The organism is Nocardia sp. NPDC055165 (assembly GCF_053606985.1).
In genome coordinates, this window is sequence record NZ_JBSGSS010000002.1 from 312,060 (window position 1) to 332,951 (window position 20,892).

The 20,892-nt window shown below is 66.5% G+C and carries 18 protein-coding genes; 7 read left to right on the forward strand and 11 right to left on the reverse strand.

All coding sequences use genetic code 11. From position 1 onward, the window contains the following. Positions 1-60: 60 nt before the first annotated feature. Together ACWFRF_RS05515 and murJ are read right to left on the reverse strand one after the other, a co-directional pair. Positions 61-255: a hypothetical protein gene (locus ACWFRF_RS05515; RefSeq protein ID WP_452449031.1), complete on the reverse strand. Its 195-nt coding sequence runs from the start codon at positions 253-255 to the stop codon at positions 61-63. Positions 256-263: 8 nt separating this feature from the next. After that, positions 264-1,880: a murein biosynthesis integral membrane protein MurJ gene (murJ, locus tag ACWFRF_RS05520; protein ID WP_452449154.1), complete on the reverse strand. Its 1,617-nt coding sequence runs from the start codon at positions 1,878-1,880 to the stop codon at positions 264-266. Between the two features lie 342 nt (positions 1,881-2,222). Between murJ and ACWFRF_RS05525 the strand changes: the two genes are divergently transcribed. From ACWFRF_RS05525 to ACWFRF_RS05535, 3 genes are all read left to right on the forward strand, one after another. After that, positions 2,223-2,423, forward strand: coding sequence for a hypothetical protein (locus ACWFRF_RS05525; RefSeq protein WP_387443629.1), 201 nt, complete (start codon positions 2,223-2,225; stop codon positions 2,421-2,423). Between the two features lie 50 nt (positions 2,424-2,473). After that, entirely contained in the window at positions 2,474-3,271 is a 798-nt protein-coding gene (locus ACWFRF_RS05530; RefSeq protein ID WP_452449032.1) for a SigB/SigF/SigG family RNA polymerase sigma factor, read from the forward strand. 296 nt (positions 3,272-3,567) lie between these two features. After that, the gene (locus ACWFRF_RS05535; protein ID WP_452449033.1) at positions 3,568-4,365 is read left to right on the forward strand and encodes a CPBP family intramembrane glutamic endopeptidase; all 798 of its coding nucleotides are present in this window, start codon (positions 3,568-3,570) and stop codon (positions 4,363-4,365) included. A 207-nt stretch (positions 4,366-4,572) separates the two neighbouring features. Here the strand turns inward: ACWFRF_RS05535 and ACWFRF_RS05540 are convergent, their stop codons facing one another. The 6 genes from ACWFRF_RS05540 to ACWFRF_RS05565 form a co-directional block, all read right to left on the reverse strand. Continuing rightward, on the reverse strand, positions 4,573-4,971 hold the full coding sequence (locus ACWFRF_RS05540; protein ID WP_378987494.1) for a nuclear transport factor 2 family protein: 399 nt from the start codon (positions 4,969-4,971) through the stop codon (positions 4,573-4,575). 46 nt (positions 4,972-5,017) lie between these two features. Then, complete coding sequence (locus ACWFRF_RS05545) at positions 5,018-5,482, reverse strand: SRPBCC family protein (protein WP_452449034.1); 465 nt, start codon at positions 5,480-5,482, stop codon at positions 5,018-5,020. Beyond that, on the reverse strand, positions 5,479-5,880 hold the full coding sequence (locus tag ACWFRF_RS05550; RefSeq protein WP_452449035.1) for a nuclear transport factor 2 family protein: 402 nt from the start codon (positions 5,878-5,880) through the stop codon (positions 5,479-5,481). Before ACWFRF_RS05550 ends, ACWFRF_RS05545 begins: the two co-directional genes overlap by 4 nt. A 148-nt stretch (positions 5,881-6,028) precedes the next feature. After that, positions 6,029-8,887, reverse strand: a complete 2,859-nt coding sequence (locus ACWFRF_RS05555; protein ID WP_452449036.1) for a BTAD domain-containing putative transcriptional regulator — start codon at positions 8,885-8,887, stop codon at positions 6,029-6,031. 60 nt (positions 8,888-8,947) lie between these two features. After that, on the reverse strand, positions 8,948-10,156 hold the full coding sequence (locus ACWFRF_RS05560; protein ID WP_452449037.1) for an alkane 1-monooxygenase: 1,209 nt from the start codon (positions 10,154-10,156) through the stop codon (positions 8,948-8,950). Between the two features lie 25 nt (positions 10,157-10,181). Beyond that, positions 10,182-10,403, reverse strand: coding sequence for a hypothetical protein (locus tag ACWFRF_RS05565; RefSeq protein ID WP_452449038.1), 222 nt, complete (start codon positions 10,401-10,403; stop codon positions 10,182-10,184). A gap of 659 nt (positions 10,404-11,062) precedes the next feature. Between ACWFRF_RS05565 and ACWFRF_RS05570 the strand changes: the two genes are divergently transcribed. Together ACWFRF_RS05570 and ACWFRF_RS05575 are read left to right on the forward strand one after the other, a co-directional pair. Next, positions 11,063-12,937: a potassium transporter Kup gene (locus tag ACWFRF_RS05570; protein ID WP_452449155.1), complete on the forward strand. Its 1,875-nt coding sequence runs from the start codon at positions 11,063-11,065 to the stop codon at positions 12,935-12,937. Between the two features lie 95 nt (positions 12,938-13,032). Then, complete coding sequence (locus ACWFRF_RS05575) at positions 13,033-13,404, forward strand: hypothetical protein (protein WP_378987514.1); 372 nt, start codon at positions 13,033-13,035, stop codon at positions 13,402-13,404. A 308-nt stretch (positions 13,405-13,712) separates the two neighbouring features. Here the strand turns inward: ACWFRF_RS05575 and ACWFRF_RS05580 are convergent, their stop codons facing one another. Further along, a complete protein-coding gene (locus ACWFRF_RS05580) occupies positions 13,713-14,570 on the reverse strand; it encodes an aldo/keto reductase (protein ID WP_378987517.1) in 858 nt (285 codons plus the stop codon). Positions 14,571-14,614: 44 nt separating this feature from the next. Continuing rightward, positions 14,615-14,809 (reverse strand): hypothetical protein, encoded by a 195-nt coding sequence (locus ACWFRF_RS05585; RefSeq protein ID WP_452449039.1) that lies wholly within the window; start codon positions 14,807-14,809, stop codon positions 14,615-14,617. Positions 14,810-14,906: 97 nt separating this feature from the next. Here ACWFRF_RS05585 and ACWFRF_RS05590 point away from each other — a divergent pair, with 97 nt between their 5' ends. Next, on the forward strand, positions 14,907-15,779 hold the full coding sequence (locus tag ACWFRF_RS05590) for a helix-turn-helix transcriptional regulator (RefSeq protein ID WP_452449040.1): 873 nt from the start codon (positions 14,907-14,909) through the stop codon (positions 15,777-15,779). A gap of 287 nt (positions 15,780-16,066) precedes the next feature. Here the strand turns inward: ACWFRF_RS05590 and car are convergent, their stop codons facing one another. Further along, a complete protein-coding gene (gene car, locus ACWFRF_RS05595; RefSeq protein ID WP_452449041.1) occupies positions 16,067-19,555 on the reverse strand; it encodes a carboxylic acid reductase in 3,489 nt (1,162 codons plus the stop codon). Positions 19,556-19,761: 206 nt separating this feature from the next. Here car and ACWFRF_RS05600 point away from each other — a divergent pair, with 206 nt between their 5' ends. Next, entirely contained in the window at positions 19,762-20,889 is a 1,128-nt protein-coding gene (locus ACWFRF_RS05600; protein WP_452449042.1) for a sulfotransferase family protein, read from the forward strand. Positions 20,890-20,892: the final 3 nt, after the last annotated feature.

Consider the following 20,892-nt stretch of genomic DNA (forward strand, 5'->3'; position numbering starts at 1 on the left):
GGTCAGACCGTGTGGCTGTCCACCACATCTTTTCTTACCAGGAGTTTGTCCATCGGATCATCATGACGAACAGATCGGCGGGATGGTGCGGTGGTCGTCGAGCGTGATGAGATCGCCTGTGCGGTGACGTTCTTGGCGCAGCAGGGTGTTGTCGTGGTGGAGCGCGGCGATCGTCGTGGCAACCGCGTCGAGTTGTGTTGAAGGGTTGTCGAACTTTGCATATTCGCCGCCATCACAGGGTTTCAGAACCGCCATCGGCCTCCTCACGCCCGGCGTAGAAGTGTTCGCGCCGCGCGCAGTTCGGGAATACCGATGACATGGGCGGCGAGCACAAACACCAGTACGGCAGCGATGGCACCGGCCGCGGTGGCCGCGAGTTGTTCGACTGCGCCCGCGCTGATCGAGGTGCGGGTCAGCGCGACGGCACCGAGTCCCGCCAGCCCGGCGAGAACGGTGGCCGCCGCGACCCGGGCGACGGTGGTTGCGACAGTGGAGAACCCGAGCAACCCGTGTCTGCGCCGCAACAGGATATGACCGGCGACAGCGCCGGCGACGTAGGCCAACGAGCTCGCGACGCTGAGCATGACGATGACGGCTCGGTCTGCCAGCACCGTGGCGGCCAGGACGAGGATGCTGACCTTCGTGGTGACCATGACAAGGTTGAGCACGGCTGGAGTGCGAGTGTCGTTGTAGGCGTAGAACACCCGCATCCGCAGCATCACCAAAGCAAACGGCGCCAGCCCGAATGCGGAACAGGCGACTGCGGTGCCGATCAGGGTGGCGGCCTCGACATCGACACGGCCGGTGAACACCACCGTCGTGAACCCGGGGCCGAGAAGACTCATGGCCATCGTCATCGGAATCAGTGCCACCGACAGATATCGGGCACCGCGGGCGAGATCGGCCACGACCGCGGTCCGGTCACCGAGGGCGGCCGCGCGAGAGATACGCGGCATCAGCACGGTCAGTACGGACGCGGCCAGAATGCCGTAGGGGACCTGGAACAGCAATTCGGCGTAGGTGTAGACCGATACACCGCCGTGGTCGAAGGCGATTCGCATCGTGATCGCGACGCCGATCTGGCTGATCACCGCGTAGACCAGCAGCCAGCCCATCACCGGCAGACCGGACCGGACCGGGCGCCAGGTGTAGGGCAAAGGCCGCACCCGCCAGCTCCAGGTGAACCCGTCTCGGCGCAACGCCACCACGACCCAGACTGCCTGCCCGGCGATCCCGGCTGTGGTGCCGATACCGAGGGTCAGGATCTGCGCGGTGGTCATCGATGCCGGAGTGAGCGTGACCGGGCCGGGAAGGGCCACGAACACAGCACAGGTCGCCAGCAGGATCACATTGTTGACGACCGGCGCCCACGCTGCGGTGGCGAAGCTGTCACGGACGTTGAGTACCGCGCCCACGACGACGGCGATGCCGTAGAAGAAGATCTGCGGCAGTAGCAGATACGCCAGCCAGATCGCCAGGCGCCGCTGCTCGGCATCAGCGACGAACCCGCGAACGATCCACGGCGCACACGCCACCGCGACGGCCGTGACCACGGCCAGGGCGATCATGGTCGCGACCATCAGTCGCTGAGTGAACTCGCGTGAACGTTTACGGCCCCGACGACGGGCCCGGGTCAGCACCGGAATGACCGCACTGGCCAGCACGCTGCCCAGCAGCAACTCGTAGACCATGTTCGGCAGATTGTTGGCACCGTTGTAGGCGTCCCCGACCGCCGCGGTCCCCAGCACCGCCGCCACCACGAGCGTGCGCACGAACCCGGTCACGCGACTCACCACGCCAGCAACCGCGACATAGCCACCCGACCGCACCAACCCGGAAGACCCTGAGCCCCCGTGACCACGCACGCCTTTCAACGGCACCGGCGCGACAGCACGTGGAGTGCTGTACTGCACCGGCAACGGTTGGGTAGCGAAACTGCCGTAGTCGTTCAACCTGCCCCCTCCGCTGAGAACCTCGTGATCACTCAGCCTACGGATGCTGATCCGACTTGCCCCGCCACTTCGGGACTGAGGTAGCGCCGGACGAGGAGCGGCGAGAGTCTTCCCGGCTCGACGCCGCGGGGCCACCGACTCCGGGCGAGACGTGTACTGATGCCTTCCCATGGGACAGGTACTTCAATCCTGAAGTACGAAACTGCCTCCGTATCAACATCATCGACCGGTTCCGGTTTATTCGCCTCCACGGCGGTCAACCCTTTGCTCATGACCACCTCACGTAATCGGGTACCGAGTACGCCGAGCATGGATCTGACCAGCACCACCATCGTGTTGGCGACCAGTGTGTTCTTTCTGTTGGGCCTGGCCGCCTTGACCGGGTCGCCGACCGTCGCCTTCTTCGACGCCGTCGGCCTGGGTGCGGCGATGACGATGTCCTCCAAAATGCTGGGCCTCAACAGCCTCTAGTTCACCTCCTCCCCGCCGTTGAGCATGTCGCAGACCAGGAGCTGATCCGCATGTCCACCACCGCCGCCCGCCCCACCTACGAACACGCCGAGCCCTTGTTCGCGCACCTGGCACTGACCGACCCGCGCAGCCCTGAACACGATGCTCTGCGCGAGGAGATCATCGAGGTCTGCCTCCCGCTCGCCGAGCACATCGCTCGCAAATACGCCGGTCGCGGTGAAGTGTTCGAGGATCTGCTCCAGACCGCGCGGCTGGGCGTGGTCATGGCAGTCGACCGCTACGACGTGACCACCGGATCACCGTTCCTGGGTTTCGCGGTCCCCACCATCATGGGTGAAGTGCGCAGACACTTCCGCGACCACATCTGGCCGTTGCATGTGCCGCGTCGCGAAAAGGAGCTACAGGGCAAAGTCAGGATGGCGACCGACGAGTTGACCCGTCGATTCCACCGCTCCCCCACCGCGCAAGAAATCGCGACCGAACTCGATGTTCCGGTTACCGATATCGCCCGTACTCTGGTGGCGGCCAACGCGTTCCAGACGCGCAGCCTCGATACCCCCGCACGTGATACCGACGGCGATCCCAGCATGACCATCGCCGACACCTTCGGCGATGAAGACCCTCGCTACCAACTGGCTGAAGACACGATCACCGTCGCGCCCTTGCTGGCACAGCTGCCGCCGGAAGACCGCCAGCTGCTGATCTGGCGGTTCTACGACACACTCACCCAAGGTGAGATCGCCGAGCGCCTCGGCGTCTCTCAGATGAGCGTGTCTCGCAAGCTCACCAGACTGCTGGGTGATCTGCGTGCGCAGACCACCGACGACCGAGTCCCGCTCGCGATCTGAACTCCCGGCTCGCCTGCGCCGTGTACCCGCTTCGCAGCCGCCTTCAGCTGTTCCTCAGATCGACGTCCGACCGACCGGAGTCGGAGTCATCCAAAGGGGTCCGGCCGTCGAATTCCTGGGTGAAGGGCCGGTTTCCGTAGCGCTCACAACCTGCGACGGCCCTTCCGAGGAAGGCAACGCTCGGTCGCTGGCCGGATCGATCAGCGACCGAGCGTTCCGTTGGTCGCTGCCACTGCGGTGAACGACACGGCCGCGAATATCAAGCGTCCAGCTTTCCCAGCGGATATTTTGCCCGTATGAGCCGTCCTGAAGCTGCGCTATCGGCTACCCCGACCGGCCGCCGACGCCTGTCCTATCCAGCGTTCGCGCTGGTCGTGATCGCGTATCTGGCGATCATCCAGCTCGGTGGTCTGCTGATGACCGAGCTGACCGGCGAGGACGACTTCCTGTCCACGCGCGCGGTGTTCTACGGCATGATCATCCCGCTCGGTGTCGCCTTGGCGTTCACCTACGGTGTCATCGCCTACCTCGGCTGGATGCGGCCGGTCCTGCACGACGATCGCCCGACCCGGCCGTGGGTGCGGGTCGTGCCGATCGTGTTCCTCGTCGCGATCGTCTTCGGTATCAACTACAGCGCGCTGGGCGACAAGGGTCTGCTGTACACCCTGATGCTGCTGATCGCGACCCAGTTCGTCGGCTGGGGCGAGGAGGGCATGTTCCGCGGGATCGGTGTCGTGGTGCTGCGCGATCACGGGCTGACCGAGGGCAAAGTCGCGTTATGGTCGAGCATCGTGTTCGGCGCGGTGCATCTGACCAACGGCATCACCCACGGCGCGAGCGCGCTGCCGCAGGCGGTCATGGTCAGCCTGGCCGGCTACTTCTTCTACCTGACCCGGAGAGTGACGCGTGGCAACACGGCCAACTCGGTGCTGCACGGTTTGTTCGACTTCACCCTGCTCACCGGCACGTCGATCCTGATCGATCAGACCTTCTATCTCGGCACCCTCCTACCGATCCTGCTCTACCCGGTGCTGGCGATCGTGCTGCTGGTGAAGCGGCGCAGTATCGAGCCCGCGCCGGCGACGAGCCCATGATCGAATCCTTTCGCTCGCAGATCGCCGTCTCTGGGTGACTACAGCGACACCCGCGCGGTAACAGCACGACGTCCGATTCCTCGGGCCGGACACGGCCGTGGTCACCGGGCGCGCGGCGAATCCTGCAAAGGCGACCGCCCCAAGAAGCTGAGCAAGATGCAGACCCCCCCGGTACAGGCACACCTCGGGAGCGCCGAGCGCACCCGGTTATCGAGTTTGCTCGAGTGCGGCGAGAATGGCTGCCGTTTCTTCGAAGAGGGAAAATCGGGCGATTCTGTGGTCATGCACTTCCAGGAGGGCGACCTCGTGACCGTGGATGATCGTCCTGGTTCCGCGGACTGTCCCTTCGAACCATGCGATCACGACGATTCGGTTGCCCGCCTGGAAGGTTCGCTCGATAGTCAGGTGGGTGTCGAGTCGAGTGTGCCGAAGTCCGAAGAACTCGAAGAAGCCGTCCGGACCGTCGTATTGTCCACGCCACGGCAACGACCTGACCGGGTAGTCCAACACGAACTCCGGTGCGATCAGCGCCCTGACCCGGTCCATGTCGTGTCGGGCCAGGGCCGAGTAGAACCCTTCGACCACGGCAATTTCGTTGGCGGACAACGGCCTTTCGACTCCTCGAATCATCGGCGGTGTGAAGTGCGCGGCATCACCGCACGTTTCGGTCAGTGTCGGACGTCGATTCGGCCAGGTTGCGCAGTGCTGCGATATCTCGATCCAGGTTGCGTTGCAGCATGCGAGCCAGCAGCCACCCGAACGGCCGTTGTATGCCGTGCGGAACGACGCGCAGCTCGAGGCGGACGCGGCATCGGTCTCGGCCCAGCGGGGTTACGGTGCGCGAGCCTTCGGCGTCGGCCCCGGTGAGCGTGCGCCAGGTGATGCGGGTGCCTGGTTCGACAGTGACGACTTCACCGTTGTTGTGCCAGGTCCGGCCCGCGAACCGGAGCTGTTCGACGGTGCGAGCGCCGGGAGTGGCAGGCCCGGGCGGGGAGGCGGACATGGCGACGACGCCGGTGCGCCATGCCGTGTCGGTGGCGTAGTCGGCCAGTAGCGCCCACACGCTGGCGGCCGCCCGTTCGACTGTCGTTTCCGCAGCCAGGTCGAAGCCGGTCATCGCGTCTGCGCCTGCCGTAGGGCGGCCAGCATGGCCGGGGTGTCGATATAGGCGTCGAAGCCGACGATCCGCCCCTGACGCAGGTGCCAGATGTGCACCTCGGGAAGGTCGAATTCGACGCCACCGGGGACGGTCGTCCCGACCGTGCGGCCGACCTGCACCACGTCCTCGCCTGCGGCGAACATGTGCTCGGAGATCACCTTGCTGTCGATGTGCGCGAGCAGCGTGGTGAAGAAGCCGACCGCGCCCGCATGCCCGTGATGGCGGCCGCCCCAGGGCAAATCGGCGGCCTGGTCGATGTCGATGTCGGGGTCGAAAAGGCGTTCGATCATGCCGAAGTCGCGGCTGTCGAAGGCCCGATAGACCTCCGCGATGATGTCGAGAGTGGGGTGTGACATAGGACTGTCCTCGCAGACGTAGCGATGAGTGCTTGGCACGAACGCCGGTATGTGCCGGCTCGTCGCAACGATCGCGCGCAGGTGTTTCAATACCGCTACAACGACCGTCGAGACTCGCGCACCGACGAAGCCGCCGAACATCGGCCTCTCAGTCTGCTGAGATGCCCTCGACCGAGTCACGGACCAGAGCGACCATGGCCGTCCAGCTCATCTGCCTGCCCAGCTGCTCGGCCGCGCGTTGTTCGCCGGCGGGCAGCAGCCGTTCCATCCGATCCAGCACTACGGGGTGGGCGAATTGTGTGTAGCGCCGCGGATCAGCCCCGATCCGCTCGGAATGCTGAATCGCTGCCGCCCGCAGCCCGACAGCGGACTCGGGCGACGACAGCGCCATCAGCGCGTAGGCGGCAATGTAGACCGCACCCAGCGCGTCGGAAATATTCGATTGCTCGCCGAACGCGCGCAGCGCGCGGTCGATGGCGGTCAGGGCCGACGCGGCCGTGTCGGCGTCCGCGGCCGGAGTGAGCAACGAACAGGCGAGCACCACGTCGGCCATGCCTTGGCACCACAGGTGACCGCATTCGGCGCTGAGTTCCCGCGCCGAGGCCAACCAGCCGATCGCGTCGGCGAGATTGCCCTCCAGCAGTAGTGCGATGCCCTGCCCGAACTGTGCGCAGCCACGGATCCAGTCCGCTGTCGGGAGCCGGTCGACTTCGGCGATCAGCCGGTCGATCGCGCTCCGGGTCGAGGCCCGATCGCCGAGCGCGGTGAGCGCGAGCGCACGGAACATCAGCGCGTGCAGCCACAGGTCTCGGTCGGGCTCGGGGTCGGCGAGTAGTTCCATGGCTGCCTCCGCCCGCCCCAGCGCCTCGCGGGCGTCACCAGCATGGAACGACACAATCGACAAGGCCAGCAGTCCGCGCGCGCGATCCTCGGTGCCGGCGTCGGCGGCGGTGTCGAGCGCGGTCCGGATGACATCGCGGCCGTCGACCAGCACGCCGAGGACCGGCCATGCGAATTGCAGCGCCGCCGCGCTTCGGAGCGCGTGCACGGGATGGTGTGCGAGGTCGTAGTCGATTCCCGCGCGGATATTGGGCAGTTCGGCGGCGAGCGAACGGTAGGCCGCGCCGGCACGGTGCCCGGTCAGCAGCGCGGCCTGGTCGGCGACGAATCCGCGGGCCCAGGCGGCGTGTGCGGCGCGGGTGGCAGGTGGGTCAGGGTCGGTGTCGCGGCAGTAGCGGCGGATGGTCCCGAGCAGGCGATAGCGTGTCCCCCCGGAGGTGACGTCGGCGGCGATCACCGAGCGGTCGAGCAGCGATGCCAGGGTGGCGAGCACACCGGCATCAGTTCCCACGGGTCGCACAGCTTCAGCACCCTGCCAGGTGAACCCGCCTTCGAACGGCCACAGCCGCAACAACATTGCGCGATCAGCGGGGGTGAGATGCTCGACGCTCCAGCCGATTGCGGCCTCCAGGCTCGCATGCCGCGACAGTGAACCGCGTGGCGTGGTTCCTAACACGTCGAGCCGGTCGCGCAGGTGAGCGGCGATACCGTGCAGGCCGAACGCGCGTTCCCGGGCCGCCGCCAGCTCGATCGCCAGCGGCAACCCGTCCAGGCTCGTGCATATCGCGCGTCCGGTTTCCCGGTCGCTGTCAGTCGGTTGCCAGCCGGGCCGACCAGCGCGCACCCGCTCGATCAGCAACTGCACCGCGGCACCGTCGCCGCCGGCTGCGCCGAACACGGGCAGGGGTTCGACGACCAGTACCTGTTCGCCGTCGATCCCGAGCGGCTGCCGGCTGGTCGCCAGAATCCGCAGGTCCGGAGAGGCGGCGAGCAGCATCATGGTCACCTCGGCCACGGGCTCGATCAGATGCTCACAGTTGTCGAGTACCAACTGCCCCGGTCGCAGGGTCAGGGCACGCCGCACCAGGTCCACGGGATCGCCGGTGATCTGGACCAGACCCAGCGCGGTAGCGATGGCGGTCACGACACCGTCACCGTGGTGGACATCGCCGAGCCGTACGATCCAGCGATCCGCCGAATCCGCTCCCCCGGCACAGTATTCGACGGCGAGTCTGGTCTTGCCGACTCCGGCCGGACCCACCAGGCTGACCATGCGCCGCTCGGCAAGCAATACGGACAGCAGGCTCAGTTCGCGATCACGACCCACAAACGACGACAACACGCGCCCGATCGGTCGCTGTGGCGTACGGGGCGAGGTCTCCGTGCGCATCCCGCGCGGTCGCGGGGATTCCACGAGCAACAGCCCGGGGTCGTGGTCGAGCATTCGCTGCTCGAGAGTGCGCAGCGCCGGCCCGGGATCCACTCCGAGCTCCTCGACGAGAAGTTCACGCACCCGCCGGATTTCGGCCAACGCCTGGGCCTGACGGCCGCTGCGGTACAGGCCGAGTGCCAACAGTTCCCAGCGCCGCTCCCGAAACGGCGCCGCCGACACCGCCTCGCTCAGATCGGCCACCGCCATCGCGGTCTCACCACACGCCAATCGAGCCGCCTGCAGTTCCTCGACCGCTGTCGCACGCAGCTCCGTCAACCGGGCCCGCTCGGCGGGCAGGTCCGGCGCTTGATCCAGCTCCGGCCACGGATCCCCTCGCCACAGCACGAGCGCATTCTCGAACAACCGCGCGGCCGACCCGGCATCCCCAGCCGCGAGCACACGCACCCCATCGGTGATCATGCCGGCGAACCGGCCATGATCGATCCCTTCCGGGTGCACCGTCAGCGTATAGCCGAATGCGCTGCGCTGCAGGCACTCTCGGGCCGACGGCCCCAACGCCGAACGCAGCCGCGAGGCAAGGACTCGCAGGGTCGCGGCCGCCTGCCGCGGACGATCCTCGCCCCACACCAGTTCGGTGAGCACACCGTCCGATACCGGGGTTCCCACCGTCAGTGACAGCGCTGCCAGGAATCGGCGCGGCACCGGGCCGCCCAGGTCGACGGGCCGGCCGTCCACCTCGACAGCGATCGGGCCCAGCACCCGAACGAACAGCACCAGCAGAGCCTAATCAGCAACGGCCTCGCCGACTCGGTGACAACGCCGTTCTTCGCACTTTTATCGCCCCGCGAGACGACTGCCCAGCTTTCCTCGCGATCGCTTCGACCCGCGACCGGCACGCCGAACTCGGCCGGGCATCGTATTGACGCGAGTGCGGTCCCCGTCGTAGTGCGCCAGGACGCGGTGATCCATTGTGCGCCGCCACAGCACCGGCACCGACGCGACGACGATCATGGTGGCATAGCCCGCGGGCAGCTGCGGTGCCTCGGACGCGCTGCGCAGGGTCTGATACCGGCGCCCGGGATTGGTGTGATGATCGCTGTGCCGCTGCAGGTGGAACAGGAAGATGTTGGTGACAAGGCGGTCGGAGTTCCAGCTGTCGGCCGGCGAGCAGCGCGCCCAGCGACCGTTGGGCAATCGACTTCGCAGCAGGCCGTAGTGCTCGACATAGTTCACCGTCTCGAGCAGCCAGACGCCTATCACCGCCTGCACGACGAGATAGGGCAGGACACCGGACCCGAACGTCGCGACGAGCCCGCCGAACAGCACCACCGTCATCGCCCACGACTGCAGAATATTGTTGCGCGGGCACCACCACGAACGTTGCTGGCGTCGCAGCCGGTCCCGCTCCAGTTCGAGCGATGACCGGAACCCCCCGATCACGCTGCGGGGCAAGAATTTCCACAACGACTCACCGAACCGCGCGCTGGCCGGGTCCTGCGGCGTGGCGACCCGAGCATGGTGGCCCCGATTGTGCTCGACGTAGAAATGCCCGTACCCGGATTGTGCCAGCGCCGCCTTCGCCAGCCACCGCTCGAGCCGCTCGACCCGGTGACCGAGTTCGTGCGCGGCGTTGATACCGATCCCCGCCAAGAAACCGACTGTCACAGCCAACCCCAGCTTGTCGACGAATCGAAGTTGCGAATCGGTCCACAGGTAGCACGCGATCACCAGGGCAGCGACCTGTACCGGAAGGAACAGGTAAGTACACCACCGGTAGTAGCGGTTGGCACCGAGTTCTTCGTAATCCTCGTCGCTGGGATTGTGGCCGTCTTCACCGACAAGGCGATCCAGCACCGGAATCACCAACAGCACGATAATCGGTTCGATCCACCAGAAGATCGCCAGTCCGGTACGCATCACCAGCTGTGAGGGCAGCAACGCGCAAACCGGCGCCACCAATCCGAATGCCCAGAGATATCGCTTCGGATCCGCCGTCGGCGCCAAGTACCGCTCGAGCAGGTGCCGCGGCCGCGGCACCCGCATCGACATCCTCATCGAAAATTTGGGGTCACGGCAGCCTCGCGCAGTTCGTCGGTGCGGGCTGACCCGCGAGCCTGTCGGTCATCCACCGCTGCGACGCGTCCAACGCCGCCGATGCGGGGATCATTTCCGGCTGCCCTGTCGCTGACAGGGCCAGATGCGCGGGCTCCGTCCGGATGACCGCCCCCGCCGCCACATCGGGCGGCGTGCTGTAGAAGTCGCCGACGGCTGCTACCTCAGCGGTCGGCACCGACGATGCTACCGGCGCCGATACCAGCCCGGCGCCGACCGCGACGACCGCTCCTGACAGAGCTGCCGGTCGCCCGCATACCCGCCTCCTCAACACTGAACCTCCCCTGTGACGTGTCGCACTCCGCTGCTGACTGGGATAGACCGTACACACAGGGTTCAGCGCAGGAGATCCCAGGTATCTACATTGGCGATGAGCTGGTATTTCATCCCAAAAATCCTATTTCTGGATGAATACGCCGAAGCACTCCGCATCCACGGAAGGCGCGCCATAGTTCGTAACTTATATAGCGCTAATCTATGAATCCTTCCTAGATGACAGCTGTCCTCGATAAGAGCGTGCCTCATGTCGACAGTTGGCCGGCCGGGCCGCAGCGCGCGCTCGGGCAGCCGATCACGCCGTCAAGCCAGGTGCCGCACGTGGATGCGCAGGGCGTTCGCGGCGAACTCCGCGGCCGCCGGGGCTGCCGAAGGTCTGGTGGAAGTCGGGGTTGGTCTCGTAGAGGTCGGCCATGCCTCGCACCATCCGATCGCGACCACAGGCGATATCGTCACGGCAGCGCCATCCATCGGGTGCTCGCCACGGAAGGACAACCTGTGACCGAAACACCCACCCACGCCACCTCGACCCCGCCCGGACAGGGGACAGGTCGCGAGGTCGTGCGCCTTGCCGCGATCGTCGCGGCACTGGGCGTGGTGTTCGGCGATATCGGCACCAGCCCGATCTACACCCTGCAGACGGTGTTCAATCCGGCCGACCCGCACCCGGTGCCGGTGAGCCAGGACAACGTGTTCGGGATCGTCTCGCTGATCTTCTGGTCGGTCACGGTGATCGTGACGATCACCTATGTGACGCTGGCGATGCGCGCCGACAACGACGGCGAGGGCGGCATCATGGCGCTCATCACGCTGCTGCGGCGCTGGAGCGCGCCGGGCGGCAAGCGGACGGCGACTTTCCTTGCGGCACTAGGGATCTTCGGTGCTTCGTTGTTCTTCGGCGACTCGATGATCACCCCGGCGATCTCGGTGCTCTCGGCTGTCGAAGGATTGAAGATCGTCGAGCCGTCGCTCGAGGAGTTCATCATCCCGATCACCGCGGTGATCATCGTGGTCCTGTTCCTGGTGCAGCGCAAGGGAACCGCGGTCGTCGGGCGCGTATTCGGGCCGGTGATGATCGCGTGGTTCACCGCGATCGGGGTGGCCGGGATCGCGGGCATCAGCGACAACCCGGAAATCTTGAAGGCGATCTCACCGACCTACGCGCTGGGATTCCTGTTCGGCCACTTCCACATCGCGTTCTTCGCGCTTGCCGCCGTGGTCCTCGCGGTGACCGGCGCCGAAGCCCTCTACGCCGACATGGGTCACTTCGGGCGTCGCCCGATCGCCCGAGGCTGGCTGCTTCTGGTGTTCCCGGCATGCATGCTCAGCTACATGGGCCAGGGCGCGCTGATCCTGTCCGACCCGGCCAACATCACCAGCCCGTTCTTCCTGCTCGTCCCGGGCTGGGGTCGGCTCCCGATGGTGCTGCTGGCCACCGCCGCGACGGTGATCGCTGCTCAGGCCGTGATCACCGGCGCGTTCTCCGTCGCCTCCCAAGCCGCTCAGCTCGGCTACCTGCCGCGACTGCGGATCGTGCACACCTCCGAATCCACCATCGGTCAGATCTATGTCCCGTGGATCAACTGGCTGCTCATGGTTTCGGTGCTGACCTTGGTCTTCGCGTTCCGCAGCTCCCACGCCCTCGCCTACGCGTTCGGGATGGCGGTCACGGGCACCATCACCATCACCACGCTGCTGTTCTTCTATGTAGCCCGCGCCCGATGGCGTACCCCGTACTGGCTGCTCGCGCTCGGTGCGGTGCCGCTGCTCGGTATCGATCTGCTGTTCCTCGGTGCGAACCTCACCAAAATCGTGCACGGTGCGTGGCTACCGTTGCTGATCGGCGTCATCGCGTTCACGGTCATGACCACCTGGGAACGCGGTCGCGACATCGTCACCGCAGCGCGCGAACAGCGTGAAGGCCCACTGCAGGAATTCGTCGACGAAGGGCGACCGAGGATCTTCGAGGTTCCCGGCACGGCGATCTTCCTCAATCGGGGCAAGAAAACTACTCCGCTGGCGATGCGCGCCAATGTCGAGAACAACCACGTCCGCCACCAGCACGTCGCGATCGTGAGCATCGCCACCGACCCGGTGCCCCGTGTCCCGTTCGCGGAACGGCTCACCGTCGACCCACTCGGCCACGGCGACGACGGCATCATTCACGTCACCGCCCGCTACGGCTACGCCGAACGTCCCGATATCCCCGCGGCGTTGCGGCATCTCGATGCCACGGCGACAGAGGGAAGGCTCGACCTCGATCGCGCCTCCTACTTCGTCTCCAAGATCGAACTCCGCCGCGGTGACCAGCCGACCATGGCGACGTGGCGCAAACGACTGTTCATCGCGACCTCCCACATCACCGCCGACGCCGCCGACTACTTCGGCCTGCCCCGCGACCGCACCGTCATCATGGGCTCCCACATCGACGTCTGAATCTCTGATCATCGGCCGCGAGACGGACGCTTCACCGACCCGAATTCGGGACTGTCGGTGGCGTTAGAATCGAGGGGGGTGCGAGGAGCAGAACGATGAGTACCACCAGTGTGATTGTGATCATCGTCGTCGCGGTCGTTGTTGTTGTCGCGCTCGTGGCCGGCGCCTTGATGTTGATGCGTAAACAGCGTGCACACCAGCGGGCAGAGGCCGAGGATATCCGTGCCCGCGCGACGGAACAGGAGTTCGAGGTCGGTCAGCGAGAGGCGCGGGCCGACGAGATCGCCGCCCGCAGCCGCGCCGCCAAGGCCGAAGCCGAGGCCAAGTCCGCACAGGCCGAGCAGCTTGCCCAGCAGGCACATGTGCATCGCGATGATGCCGCGGATTCGCGAGCCGACCTGGACAAGGAATGGGAGCGCGCGGACAAGGTCGATCCGGACACGAAGTCGGGTCACGCATCCGAGTGATCTGGACCGGTCGGCCCCGCGCCGCCCCGATCGACCTTCGCCGGCAGCCACATATCGGGATCGGGATCGGTTGTGGTGCTTCACCTTCGGGGACGACGAACCCGCTGCCGGGTTCGAACGCGACAATGCCCTGCACACCGGGGTTCTTGATCGCGGTCTGCCGGTCGGGGCCGCCGCCCTGGGGAGTGAGTGAACAAGATCCCGCCGAACAGGGCGTCGATGTTGTCGGTGATCACGGTGGCGTCGTAGTACTCCTCGTCGATCAGGGCCTGCCCGCGCCCGCCATGCGTGGGCGCGGGCAGTGCAGATCAGTTGTGGCTGCGGCCGGACAGGCGGCGCACGGCCTCGGGATCACGGTGGTCGAAGAACAGGGACTCGCCGGTGTCGAGGCCGGCGATCGCGGTCATCTCGGCGTCGGTGAGGGTGAAGTCGAGGCTGTCGAAGTTCTCGGCCATGCGTTCGGGGCGCACCGATTTCGGGATCGCGATGACGCCGCGTTCGGTGAGCCAGCGCAGCACCACCTGGCCCACGGACTTGCCGTGCGCGTCGGCGATCGCGGTCAGGGTCGGGTCGGTGAACAGGTTGTTGCGGCCCTCGGCGAACGGCCCCCACGACTGGATCTGCACACCGAGCTCGGCCATCTCGGTCTGGTATTCGGCGCGCTGGAAGAACGGGTGGGTCTCGATCTGATTCACCGCGGGGGTGATCTCGTTGTGCTCGATGAGGTCGACGAGCCGGTCGGGGTAGAAGTTGGCCACCCCGATCGCGCGGATCAGGCCCTGGCGGTACAGGTCGGTCATGGCGCGCCATTCGCCGTAGTAGTCGCCGAAGGGCTGGTGGATCAGATACAGGTCCAGATAGTCCAAGCCCAGGCGATTCAGCGAGTCCTCGAAGGAGCGTTTCGTCGCGTCCTCCGCAGACCCGTCACGCGAGTCCTGGATCCACAGTTTCGTGGTGACGAACAGATCCTCCCGCGCCACGCCGGACGCGGCGATCGCGGCGCCGACGGCTTCTTCGTTGCCGTAGCTGACAGCGGTGTCGAGCAGCCGGTAGCCGGTGGCGATCGCCTCGGTGACAACTTTTTCGGTATCGGCATCGGGGATCTGGAAGACCCCGAAACCCAGGATCGGCATCTCGACACCGTTGTTGAGGGTCACAGTCTGCACAGCAGTACTCCTTTCGATGGAGGAAACAGGGTCGAACAGGTGGATCAGCTGGGGTGCGCGGCAACAGTGCGGGTACGCGCGTGTTCGGCGGGACGGACGAGCACCACGACGGAGATCAGCGCCACCGCCAGCATCGCCGCCCCACCCGGGTAGGCGGCGCTGACACGCCCCGCCGGCCCGGCCGAACCCGAGCCCGACCGCGAGCAGGCAGGCCGGTGAGGATCGTGTCGGTCATGCACCCATTGCACGCCGACTCGACCATGGCTGGAAGTGACCGCTGTTCCGTGTACTAGCAGTCACTGCTTCCCGACCGACCTGCGGTTTACCGTGGACGTCATGGACAACCAGAGCGAGGTGCGTGAGTTCCTGCGGACCCGGCGAGCCCGCATCACCCCTGCTCGAGCCGGCCTACCCACCGGCACCGGACATCGCCGCGTGCCCGGGCTGCGCCGGGAAGAAGTCGCCCTGCTGGCCGGGATCAGCGTCGACTACTACGCGCGCATGGAACGCGGCAACCTCACCGGCGTCTCCGACGAGATCGTCCACGCCCTTGCCCGGGCGCTGCAACTCGACGACGCCGAAACCCAGCACCTCCAAGACCTCACCCGCGCTGCCAAACCGGCCCCCGCCACCACCCGACGACCCAAACGCACCTCCGACCAAACCGTGCGTCCGACCCTGCAACGGTTCCTCGACGCCATCACCGGCACGCCCACCTGGGTCCGCAACCGGCGCATGGACTACATCGTCGGCAACGCCCTTGCTCGCGAACTGCTGTCCCCGCTGCTGACCGACCCCTCCAACGAAGCCAACAATGCCCGCTTCGTCTTCCTCAACCCCGCCGCCCGCCTGTACTACCCGGAATGGGAACGCGGCGCCGACGACATCGTGGCCACCCTGCGCACTTACGCCACGCAGAACCCCCTCGACAAAGGACTCACCGACCTCATCGGCGAACTCGTCACCCGCAGCGACGCCTTCCGCCACCGCTGGTCGGCCCACAACGTCCGCTTCCACCGCACCGGCATCAAACGAATCCATCACCCCGACGTCGGCGACCTCGAATTCGCCTACGAAGCAATGGAACTGCCCGACACCCCGGGCTGGACCATGTTCGGATTCACCACCGAACCCGGCTCCCCCACCGAAGAACGCGTGAAACTGCTCGGCAGCCTCGCCGCCACCAACACGAGCCAGGATTCGACGTAGTCACCGAAGTGGTCGGCTGGTCGACCACGAGCGGCCGTCACCAGATCGCATCGAGACCGGCCTGTTCGGCGGCGACCAGCGGGTCGCCGGTGTCGACGTCGGCCCGGAACGGAGGCCACCCGGCTCAGCCCGCTCTCCAGATCGAGCCGGTCGAGATCTCTCGCCGGGTGAGGATTGTGCCTGGATCGGGACACGCTGTTCGCAGATCGTCGGCCGTAACCGTGACTCCGCAGGTGTGGCGCCCGAGAACGCTGGGGTCGTCCCGCGATGGCACGACCGGCGACAGCTCAGATCAGATCCAGTCGACTGAAATCGGTGCTGTACTTGCGGATTAGCGCGGCTGACATGTGGGGAAGGTCGAGTTCGGCGGACTGAACGGCGGCACGGAAGCGGTCGGTGGGGAATTCGGGGCGGACGAGGGTTTCGCGAGTGTTGCCGAACGCCTGGAGCAGCGGCAGCAGTGAGTGTCGTCGCCGGCTCTCCGGCATGGCGCGGACAGCGGTTTCGAAGCGGGTGAACCACTCGTCGTAGTCGTCGATTCGCGCGATGGGGTGACCGGCATCGATGAGCCAGTCGACGACCACGTCGAGTGAGACGCTGCGCGGATCGAGGACGTTGTAGGTGCGATAGCCCGTCACGGCGTGCTCACTGAGTGCGGCGATGGCCGCGGCGGTGAAGTCGACGGGAAGGCCACCGTGGTGGGCGCGCCCTGCGTCTTCGGTCGGATAGAACGATCGCGGCGCGATACCGGTGAAGATCAGACTGAGCAGCAGGCGGGTGAAGACATCGGGCACGTTCAGCTGCCCCGAGTATCTGCTGTGCGCGAGGATCATGTCCGACCGGAACACCGAAACCGGCAGACCGCACCGTTCGTGTGCCGCACGCAGGAGCACCTCGCTCGCCCATTTGCTCGTCGAGTAGCCGTTGGCGTAGGTCCCGTCGAGTTCGCGAACCGGGCTGGCGAGCCGGATATCGGCGTCCTCGTCGGCGGACGCTGTTCCCGTGGCGACCACCCCCATGGTCGAGACGTGGCTGACTCGTTTGATCCGCGCGGTGAGTGCCATCCGGATCAGCTCGGCGGTGCCGATGACGTTGGGGCCGAACAGCTCCGGATAAGGCAGAACGTGGTTGACCAGTGCGGCCGGGTGGACGATCGAGTCGACGGTGTCGGCCAGCCGGTGCCATGTCGGCTCGTCCAGGCCGAGGCCGGGTGCGCTGACATCGCCCGCGAGGACCTCGAGACGGCCTGCGGCCAGATCGTTGAAGCGGCGGACCAGGTCGGGGTCGCCCCGATCGAAGGCCGCAGCGAGCCGCAGGCGTGCGGTGGCGGCCGTTTCGCCACGGACCAGACAGATCACGGTGCCGCTCGTGCGTGTCAGCAACTCCAGGCACAAGAACCGGCCCAGGTAGCCGTTCGCGCCGGTGAGCAGCACGGTGTTCGTCGCGCCGCTCGGTGGCGGTAGGGCCCGTGCCGCGTCGAGGGTCGCGGTGTCGATGAACTTGTCCAACGTGAGGTCACTGGCCCGGACTCGGGTGCTGCCGGTGCCGTGCACTGCCGCGAACGTCGGCTGTCGCGGCCCGCCGGCCACAACCGTCTCGATGTGTCGCGCCAGTTGTCGAAGGTTGTTCGCGGGGTTGAGGACGACGCTCACCGGCACCTCGATATCGAAGATCTCCCCGAGTAGGCCGGCCAAGGACAGCGCCGACAGGGAGTCGCCGCCCAGGTCGGTGAAACGCTCCTCGCCGAGCAATTCGCCGCTCTCACCACCCAGCAACGCCTGAGCGGCCCGCAGGACGGCGTCGGCCACCGGCTGGTTCCGGCCGCCGCGACGCAGTGCGCTCAGCTCACCGGTCTCCCGTTCCGCCAGCTCGGTGTACATCCGCTCCAGGCGCTCGCCGTAGTGGTCTTTCATCTTGGGGCGCAATGGTTTACGGACGTCGGAGAGCAGGCCGTTCGCCGTGCTGAACGGCTCGGTCTCGATCAGGAAGTCGCGCGGGATCTCGTAGCGCGGCAGGTCCGCGTTCTTCGCCACTTCCCGCAACGATTCGCCGATCAGCGGTTTCAGGTCCGCTACGGCCGCGCCGACGCGGTCGAGCGCCGCCGAGGTCGGCACCACGACCGCGAGCGGATACGCGCGCTCGCTGTTGCCGTACACGAAGATCTGCCCGACCAGCGGGCTGTTGACGAACAGCGCCTCCAACCGGGCGATGGCCACGAACTCGCCGTTGGACAGCTTGAGCACGTTCGTGCGGCGATCGAGGTAGACCAGCTCGTCCGGCCCGATCTCGGCCATGACGTCGCCGGTCCTGTAATAGCCGTCGCGGTCGAAGATCTCCGCGGTGGCCTCGGGACGCTTGTAGTACCCGGGAATGATGGCATCGGTCTTGACCAGCAACTCCCCGCGCGGATACGGCGAGTCGGTGCGCGAATAGCCCAGTTCGGGTACGTCGACCAGCTTGTAGTCACGCACCGGCGGTCGGCACACCTTCCCGTTGACCATGATTCGACCCGCTTCGGTCGAGCCGAAGCCGTCCTGCAGCGGAAGGTCGAGACAGGATTCGACGAAGGCGGCCATCTCCGGCGACATCGGCGCCGACCCGGTGCCGGCCCACACCACGCGGCCGCCGAGGAACCGTTCACGTAGTTCCTCGCGCACCCGCGCCGCGGCCGCGACCCGGTCGCCGCTCGCGTATCGGTCCAGTTCGCTGTGGTACCGCTGGAACAGCATGTCGCAGACGCGCGGAACCAGCCGCAGTGTCGTCGGCCGGACCAGGGCGATGTCCTCGAACAGCGTGGACAGGTCGCTCGTCGCTGTGAAGTATCCAATGCCGCCTGCCGCGAGGGTGCCGGAGAACGCGGCCCGTCCCGACACGTGACTCATGGGCAGGCAGTGCACGCCGATAATCGGCAGTTCATCTGTCCCCGGCCAGAACCCGCGCCATGCCGGGATGACCATGCGGTCGGTGTACATGGCGCCCTTGGGTGCCCCGGTGCTGCCCGATGTGTAGATGAGCATGGCCAGTCGGTCACTCGCCGGATCGGCCTCGAACAGTGGTATCGGCGGCAGGGTCGCTCCGCGCGCGAGCACGTCGGCCAGTGTGTCGAGCGCGATCGGGCTGTCGGCCAGGCGTCGGCACGCTGCCTCGACCAGCTCGCGGTGCTCATCGACGGCCGCCTGATAGTCGAAGACCAGCAGGCGTCGCACCGACGTGCTCGCCAGTGCGCACTCGACGGCAGTGGTCAGCTGTTCGAGGCTGGTGGCCAGCACGCGTGGCCCGGTCTCGGCGATGAGAGGCGTCAGCTGGTCAGCGGCGGCGCCGGCCGGTAACGGCACCGACACCGCGCCGAGCCGGACACAACCCAGCTCGATGGTGGTGTAGTCGGTACTGGTGAAACCGACGACGGCGACGAACTCGCCCGCGCGTAACGGCGACCCGGGATGGTGGTGCCATTCGGTCGCCACAGCGCCCGCCCGCGACCAGAGTTCGCGATAGCTGATGGTCTCGAAGGACGGCAGCAGGCGAAGTGTCGTACGGCCGGTCGCCGGGTCGATGCTCGTCTCCCGCGCGCGTTCTCCAACGGCGGGCCGATCCGCGTAGCCCTCCATGATCGTGGCCACGATCCGCCCCAGCGACAGCCCCGGCTTCCGGATCGCCGCGGTGACTGCCGCGTTCGGCACGGTATCGCGGAACTGTCGGTCGGCGGCGTGTACCTCGGCGATACGGCGTGCGCGCCGAGCGTCGAGATCGCTGGTCTCCGAGCGCGAAACCGTCACCACTGCCAGCCTCCGTAAGCAATTTCCGTGTTCGCACACGCGACCCCGGGATTGGGACTATACGGCGATCAACTGATGCACATTCAGTGGTGAAAGTCGATAAATCGCTTTCCTATCGACCGATTCGTATACGCGACCGGACCACACGAGATCGGCTCTCTTCCTTAAGGTTTCGAATCAATAGAGGACGAATCAAAGGATTTGACGTGAATGAACTCGGAGCAGTGGAGGAACTGGAGGCGGCGGCCGCCGGTCTCACCGGGCTCACCGACTTCGGTCCGTCGGAGTACCGGGAAGGGCTCGGGGTGCTCCTGTCCTCCTATCGGGAGGAGGCCGACCTGAGCCCGCAGGGCATCCAGGCGGTTCAGGGCGAGCTGACCGGCATCCTCGCGTCCCGCCTGATCAGTCAGGCCCAGTGGGCGGCGCGGCCCGAATACGCCGAGGTCGCGATCGAGCGGCCGGTGTTCATCGTCGGCATGCCGCGCACCGGGACGACGACTCTGCACCGGATGCTGACCGCCGACCCAGCGCACCAGGGCCTGCAAATGTGGCTCGGCTATGCGCCACAGCCCCGGCCGGCGCGCGCGGACTGGGCGGCCGACCCGGTCTTCCAGATGGTGCAGAGGGGCATCGACGGATTCGTCGAACAGGTTCCCGGCTATCTGGGCATTCACAACCGCAGAGCCGACGAGGTCGAGGAATGCTGGCTGTTGACCCGGCAGTCGATGCTCTCGGCGTATTTCGAGTTCACCGGGAACCTGCCGTCGTATTCCGCGTGGCTGGCTGAGCAGGATTTCACCGAAACCTACCAGCGGTACCGTCGCAACCTGCAATTGATCGGGCTGCCCGACGCAGGCAAACGCTGGGTGCTCAAGTCGTCGAGCCATCTCGTCTGCCTGGACGCGCTGCTGGCCACGTTCCCGGACGCGCTGGTGATCCAGACCCATCGTCGGCCCGCCAGCGTGGTGCTCGGCTCGGCGTGCAGCATGGTGAACAAGATGGTCGCGGGCCGGTCGGCCGGCTTCCAGGACGAGGCGATCGGCCCCATCCTGCTCGAGTTCGCCGTTCGCTCGCTCGAGCGCTACGCCACGGACCGGGCCGAATACGACCAAGCCCTTTTTCACGACGTCGAGTTCGACGAGTTCACGGCCGACCCGCTGGCCGTCGTCACCGACATCTACCGGCGACTCGGGCGCGAGATCACCGACGAGGTCCGCACCGCGATGCTCGCGGTGGTCGCCGAGGACGACCGCCTTCGCTCGCACACCTACGACCTGACCGACTACGGCATCACCGCCGACGAGGTCGACGCCCGACTCAGCACGCTGATCTGAGGG